Below are 6,648 nucleotides of genomic sequence, written 5' to 3' on the forward strand. Positions count from 1 at the left end.
TCCGGCGCCGCCGACCGCAGCTCCTCATGATCCGGCTCCGGCCGTGCCCGACAGCCCTCAGCCGCCGTCCCGCCGCCCGGTGATGGCCAGCAGCCGGGTCTGCGGGCTCGCGTCCTCGGGCACCGGCAGCGGCGGGTCGAACAGTCCGCTGCCGGAGAGGTCGCCGTAGCCGGAGACCTCGCCGAGCGCGAAGCCGACCAGTTCCGCCGGGAGCCGGGTGCGGGTCCCGATGCCCTCGGCGAGGTCCCAGGTGTGGATGGCCAGGTCGGTGGTGAGCTGGTCCAGGTAGTCCTGCCCGGAGACGTCGCCGAAGGAGAGGTGGACGGTGAGCTCGGTGGCGCCGGGGACCTCCCAGGCCTGCCGGGCGGCTTCGGCGGCGGCCGCCCAGGCCGCGACCGGGTCGTCGCCGAGCACGTCGCCGTCGAACCGGCCGCCGATCTCGGCGATGGTGGCGCCCATCAGCAGCTCGGGCACCCAGAGCTGCTCGCCGGTGATGTGGTTGACCAGCTCGCGGACGGACCAGTCGGCGCACGGGGTGGGGGCGTCCCACTGCCCGGGCGTGACCAGTCGGACCCGCTCGTCGAAGGCGGCGAGCGCCTCGGGGTACGGCGTGCCGGGCCGGGCGGCCCGCTGGTGTTGCCTGCGGTGAGCCATGTCTCCACCCTGCCCCGGTCCCGGCGGGGCGCGCGAGTCGCTCATGGACCGTCAGTTGTTCAAATTCGAACTCCAAGGTACGGTCGAGGAGCGGCCGGTTCAAATTTGAACAACAGGCGCGGGCGCACCACACCACACCCTGCCCGGCCGCACCGCCACACACACCCCTACGACCGACCCCGATCGATGGAGACGCGCATGCCGAGCAGCAGCCCGAGCACGACCGCCGCCACCAGCCCCACCGCCCGCCGCGCCCGGTTCGGCTCCGGGTCCGCGGCCACCTCCCCGCACGCCTATGACGCCGGGCTCCTGCTCCTGCGCCTGGTGCTCGGCCTGACCATGGCCGCGCACGGCAGCCAGAAGCTGTTCGGCTGGTTCGGGGGCGGCGGGATCGACGGCACCGGTCAGTTCTTCACCATGAGCGGCTACCCGGCGGGCAACGCCATGGCGGTGGTCGCCGGCCTCACCGAGATCCTGGGTGGACTCGGCCTCGCCGTCGGCCTGTTGACCCCGCTGGCGGGTGCCGCCGTGGTCGGCACGATGGTCAACGCGATCGCCGTCACCTGGGGCGGCGGCTTCTTCGCCCCGAAGGGCAACGAGTACGAGCTGCTGCTGACGGCGGGCGCCGCCGCCCTCGCGCTGACCGGCCCCGGCCGCTACGCGGTGGACCGCTTCCTGCCGGTGCTGAAGGCGCACCGCCTGGCGTACGGCGTGGCCGCCGTGCTGGTCGGCCTGGCGACGGCCGGGGTGATCCTGCTGCTGCGCAAGTAGTCCGGCGCGACAGGCGCAACCAGCCTGACCGGAAGTCGTGGTGACGGATCGTCACCACGGCTTCCGCGCGTTCCGCGCACGAGCCGCACCGCGTCATTCGCCGATCCGCACCAGCGCCAGGGTGATGTTGTCCGGCCCGCCTGCCTCGATCGCCGCCTTCCACAGCTCGAAGGCGGCCTTCCCGTCGGCCCGTTCGGACGTGTCGTACGACCGGCCGAGCAGTTCGGCCAGTTCCTCCTCGGTCACCGGGTCGGTCAGGCCGTCGCTGCACACCAGGTAGCGGTCGCCGGCGGCCAGCGGCGAGACCCGCACGTGCGGTTCGACGACGGTGAGGCCGAGCGAGCCGCCCAGGGTCTGGGTGACCACCGAGGTGGTGCGCCGGCCGGGCGGCAGCGGCGGGCTGTCGTCCACGCTCACCCGGTCCAGCCCGTCTCCGCTGACCCGGTAGACCCGGCTGTCGCCGACGTTGAAGACCACGGCCTGCCCGGGCAGCAGCACCACCCCGGCGACGGTGGTGCCCATCGCGGCCAGCTCCGGCTCTCCGGCGGCGGCCGCGTGGACCGCCCGGTTGCACTCCTGCAGTTCCTCCCGGACGGCCTCCTCCCCGTCCAGTCCGCCCCCGGTGGCGGCGAGCCGGCGGGCGACCAGCGCGCTGGCCACCTCGCCGCCGGGGTGGCCGCCCAGCCCGTCGGCGACCGCGACCACGCAGGGCGGGCCGAGCGGGAAGAGCAGGGTCTGCGGGTTGGTGGTCACGGTGGCGCAGAGCGTCCACGGGCCGACTGCGAGACTGTCCTCGTTGTGTTCCCGCACCAGGCCCTCGTGGCTCAGCGCGCTCACCGCGATGTACGGCGCCATCGGTTGGCCGTCCTTCCGGAGGGTCCCGAGTCGTGGTCTCCCGGAGGGTCCCGAGTCGTGGTCGGGGCCCGCCTTCCATTGTCGGCGGGAACCGGGGGAATAACGATTCGCGCCCGGATGCTAAGGTGGTTGAAAGTTGGACTACCTGGGACCTCCTGGAGTGTGGTGAGCAGCATGCAGTTCGGAATCTTCAGCGTCGGCGACGTCACCCCCGACCCGACCACCGGCCGCACCCCGACCGAGCACGAGCGGATCAAGGCCATGGTGGCCATCGCGCGCAAGGCCGAGGAGGTCGGGCTGGACGTCTTCGCGACCGGCGAGCACCACAACCCGCCGTTCGTCCCGTCCTCACCGACGACCATGCTCGGCTACATAGCCGCGCAGACCGAGCGCCTCATCCTCTCCACCGCGACCACGCTGATCACCACCAACGACCCGGTGAAGATCGCCGAGGACTTCGCGATGCTCCAGCACCTCGCCGACGGCCGGGTGGACCTCATGATGGGCCGGGGCAACACCGGCCCGGTCTACCCCTGGTTCGGCAAGGACATCCGCCAGGGCATCCCGCTCGCGATCGAGAACTACGCGCTGCTGCACCAGCTGTGGCGCGAGGACGTGGTCGACTGGCAGGGCCGCTTCCGCACCCCGCTGCAGTCCTTCACCTCCACCCCGCGCCCGCTGGACGACGTCCCGCCGTTCGTCTGGCACGGCTCGATCCGCAGCCCGGAGATCGCGGAGCAGGCCGCCTACTACGGAGACGGCTTCTTCGCGAACAACATCTTCTGGCCCAAGGAGCACTTCCAGAAGCTGATCGACCTCTACCGCGAGCGCTACGCCCACTACGGCCACGGGACGCCCGAGCAGGCGATCGTCGGCCTCGGCGGGCAGGTGTTCATGCGGAAGAACTCCCAGGACGCGGTGCGCGAGTTCCGTCCGTACTTCGACAACGCGCCGGTGTACGGGCACGGCCCCTCGCTGGAGGAGTTCACCGAGCAGACCCCGCTGACCGTGGGCAGCCCGCAGGAGGTCATCGAGAAGACGCTGAGCTTCCGGGAGAGCTTCGGCCACTACCAGCGCCAGCTGTTCCTGATGGACCACGCCGGCCTGCCGCTGAAGACCGTGCTGGAGCAACTGGACCTGCTCGGCGAGGAGGTCGTGCCGGTGCTGCGCGAGGAGTTCGCCAAGGGCCGCCCGGCCGAGGTGCCGGACGCGCCGACCCACGCCGCGCTGGTCGCGGCCCGCGACGCCCGGGAGAAGGAGGAGGTCTCCAAGTGACCGCGTTCAAACTGGCGGTGGTGACCGCCGGACTGAGCAAGCCGTCCTCGACCCGGCTGCTGGCCGACCGGCTCGCCGAGGCGACCGTGCGCCGGCTCGCCCGGGAGGGGCGGGAGGCGGAGGTCACCGTGATCGAGCTGCGCGACCTCGCGGTGGACATCGCCAACGACTTCGTCACCGGCTTCCCGGCCCCCGCGCTGCGCGGGGCGATCGAGACGGTGACGGAGGCGGACGCGGTGATCGCGGTGACGCCGATCTTCACCGCCTCCTACAGCGGCCTGTTCAAGTCCTTCTTCGACGTGATCGACCACGACGCGCTCACCGGCAAGCCGGTGCTGATCGCCGCCACCGGCGGCACGCCCCGGCACTCGCTCGCCCTGGAGCACGCCGTGCGGCCGCTGTTCGGCTACCTGCGGGCGGTCGTGCTGCCGACCGCCGTGTACGCGGCCACCGACGACTGGGGCACGGCGGGGGACGCGCTGACCGACGGCCTGCCGGGCCGGATCGACCGCGCGGCGGGCGAGCTGGCGGCCCTGCTGGCCGGGCGCGGCCAGACGGCGAGGGCCGCGCTGCCCGAGCAGGTGGTCCCGTTCGCCGAGCAGCTGGCGGCGCTGCGGGTCTGACGCCGGACGGCCGACCGCGGACGGCCGAGGGGGCGGATGCGCGAAGGAGCGCACCCGCCCCCTCGGCATGCGCTCGGCAGCGCGGCCCGGCCACCCGAACGGCCCCTGCGGAGCGGTCTCCGCCGGTGCCGCCGGCGCCTTCGGTGGGACCGTTCGGCTGCGTGTCGGCCGTGCCGATGCGTCCGTTGTGCGGTGTCATCGTTGGCATGCAGCCCGAACCGCAAGCCGTGCTCTCCCCGCTGACCGGCGCGGCGGTCTTCCTGGTCCTCACCGTCGAACCCGGCGGCGAGGAGGCCGTCCGCGACCTCCTGCCCGATCTCGCCGGACTGCGCCGGTCCGTCGGCTTCCGGGCCCCCGACGGCGCCCTCACCTGCGTCACCGGCATCGGCTCCGCACTCTGGGACCGCCTCTTCGACGGCCCCCGGCCCGCCGACCTCCACCCCTTCCAGGAACTGGCCGGCCCCCGGCACCGCGCCCCGGCCACCCCCGGGGACCTGCTGCTCCACCTGCGGGCCGAGCGGATGGACCTCTGCTTCGAACTGGCCGGCCAGCTCACCACCCGCCTCGCCGGGGCGGCCACCGTGGTCGACTCCGCGCACGGCTTCCGGTACTTCGACGACCGGGACCTGCTCGGCTTCGTCGACGGCACCGAGAACCCCGAGGGCCGGGCCGCCGTGGACGCCGCCCTGGTCGGGGCGGAGGACCCGGACTTCGCCGGCGGCAGCTACGTCATGGTGCAGAAGTACCTGCACGACCTGGACAAGTGGAACGCGCTGAGCGTCGAGCAGCAGGAGGGGGCGGTCGGCCGCACCAAGCTCACCGACATCGAACTGGACGACGACGTCAAACCCGCCGACTCGCACGTGGCCCTCACCGTGGTCACCGGCCCGGACGGCGAGGAACGGAAGATCGTCCGCTACAACATGGCCTTCGGCTCCTTCGAGCGCGGCGGCGAGTTCGGCACCTACTTCATCGGCTACGCGCGCGACCCCGGGGTGACCGAGGAGATGCTGCGCAACATGTTCCTCGGCGACCCGCCCGGCACCACCGACCGGCTGCTCGACTTCTCCACCGCCGTCACCGGCTCGCTGTTCTACGTCCCGAGCGCCGACTTCCTCGACGCCCCGCCGCCCGCCCCCGCCGCTCCCGCTGCCCCAGCCGGCCCCGCCGCCGAGGCCCGTGCGGACGGCTCGCTCGGCATCGGCAGCCTCAAGCCGACCTCCTGAAGCCGACGTCCCGAAGCCGACCGCCTGGAAGCAGCCCTCCCGAACAGGACCCGCACCGTGAACAACCTGCACCGCGAACTCGCCCCCGTCTCCGCCGCCGCCTGGGAGGAGATCGAGGAGGAGGCCCGGCAGACCTTCAAGCTGCACATCGCCGGCCGCCGGGTGGTCGACCTCGCCGGCCCCGAGGGCACCACCCTCGCCGCCGTCGGCACCGGCCACCTCACCGGCATCGACCCACCCCTCGACGGCGTCCGGGCCCACGCCCGCGACAGCCGCCCGGTGGTCGAACTGCGCGTCCCCTTCACCGTCGGCCGGGAGGCCGTCGACGACGTCGAGCGCGGCTCCCGCGACTCCGACTGGCAACCGGTCAAGGACGCCGCCCGCACCCTGGCCCGCGCCGAGGACCGCGCCGTCTTCGAGGGCTACCGGGCCGCCGAGATCGAGGGCATCCGGGCCGGCTCCAGCAACCCGCCGGTCCAGCTCCCGGACGACGTACGGGAGTACCCCGAAGCCGTCAGCCGCGCCCTCACCGCCCTCCGCCTCGCCGGGGTCGGCGGACCGTACTCGCTCCTGCTCGGCGCCGAGGCCTTCACCGCCGTCAACGAGACCAGCGACCACGGCTACCCCGTGCACAACCACCTGGCGCGGCTGCTGGACGGCGACATCATCTGGGCCCCCGCGATCGAGGGGGCGTTCCTGCTGTCCACCCGGGGCGGGGACTTCGAACTCTTCCTCGGCCAGGACGTCTCGGTGGGCTACCTCTCCCACGACGCGGACTCGGTGCAGCTGTACCTTCAGGAGTCGCTCACCTTCCGCGTGTACACGGGAGAGGCGGCCGTCGCGCTCCGGGGCTGACGCCCGGACCCCGTGTCCGCCTCCGGCCGCCGCGCCCGGCCACCGGGTAGGGTACTGAGTGCCTTTACGAGGGGTACTGAGTGCCGTATTCTCTCGGTGGAGCCTCTGACGCCAGTCGAAGAAAGCCGACACGGCATGCCGGTCCAGGTGGCGCTTGCGGCGCGCGGGCCGCGGCCGGGCCGGACTTGGCACTCAGTACCCTCGGCCTGACCTGAGGCCATGGATCCAGTGCATCCGTGCACCCGTGACAGGAGAAACCGCTCATGAGCTTGAGGATCGTCGTCTGTGTGAAGCACGTGCCGGACGCGACGGGTGACCGTCGTTTCGCGGACGACCACACCACCGACCGGGAGGGTGTGGACGGCCTCCTGTCGGAGCTGGACGAGTAC

General features: G+C 72.7%; 7 protein-coding genes and 1 pseudogene. 6 read left to right on the top strand and 2 right to left on the bottom strand.

What is annotated here, in order from left to right; genetic code table 11:
• Positions 1-57: 57 nt before the first annotated feature.
• Positions 58-654: a TIGR03086 family metal-binding protein gene (locus ACWCYO_RS08450; RefSeq protein ID WP_270148158.1), complete on the bottom strand. Its 597-nt coding sequence runs from the start codon at positions 652-654 to the stop codon at positions 58-60.
• 198 nt (positions 655-852) lie between these two features.
• Between ACWCYO_RS08450 and ACWCYO_RS08455 the strand changes: the two genes are divergently transcribed.
• Complete coding sequence (locus ACWCYO_RS08455) at positions 853-1,425, top strand: DoxX family protein (protein WP_270148159.1); 573 nt, start codon at positions 853-855, stop codon at positions 1,423-1,425.
• A 93-nt stretch (positions 1,426-1,518) separates the two neighbouring features.
• Here ACWCYO_RS08455 and ACWCYO_RS08460 read toward each other — a convergent pair whose 3' ends face one another.
• Positions 1,519-2,280, bottom strand: coding sequence for a PP2C family protein-serine/threonine phosphatase (locus ACWCYO_RS08460; RefSeq protein WP_449783790.1), 762 nt, complete (start codon positions 2,278-2,280; stop codon positions 1,519-1,521).
• 174 nt (positions 2,281-2,454) lie between these two features.
• On the opposite strand from ACWCYO_RS08460, the gene ACWCYO_RS08465 reads away from it, so the two are divergent.
• From ACWCYO_RS08465 to ACWCYO_RS08485, 5 genes and pseudogenes are all read left to right on the top strand, one after another.
• Positions 2,455-3,555 (top strand): LLM class flavin-dependent oxidoreductase, encoded by a 1,101-nt coding sequence (locus ACWCYO_RS08465; protein ID WP_270148162.1) that lies wholly within the window; start codon positions 2,455-2,457, stop codon positions 3,553-3,555.
• On the top strand, positions 3,552-4,178 hold the full coding sequence (locus ACWCYO_RS08470; RefSeq protein ID WP_270148163.1) for an FMN reductase: 627 nt from the start codon (positions 3,552-3,554) through the stop codon (positions 4,176-4,178). Before ACWCYO_RS08465 ends, ACWCYO_RS08470 begins: the two co-directional genes overlap by 4 nt.
• 206 nt (positions 4,179-4,384) lie before the next feature.
• A complete protein-coding gene (locus ACWCYO_RS08475) occupies positions 4,385-5,404 on the top strand; it encodes a Dyp-type peroxidase (protein WP_270148164.1) in 1,020 nt (339 codons plus the stop codon).
• Positions 5,405-5,461: 57 nt separating this feature from the next.
• Complete coding sequence (locus ACWCYO_RS08480) at positions 5,462-6,259, top strand: family 1 encapsulin nanocompartment shell protein (RefSeq protein ID WP_270148166.1); 798 nt, start codon at positions 5,462-5,464, stop codon at positions 6,257-6,259.
• A gap of 263 nt (positions 6,260-6,522) precedes the next feature.
• A pseudogene (locus tag ACWCYO_RS08485) lies at positions 6,523-6,648 on the top strand (electron transfer flavoprotein subunit beta); the annotation flags it as partial.

Source organism: Kitasatospora sp. NPDC001683, assembly GCF_053596495.1.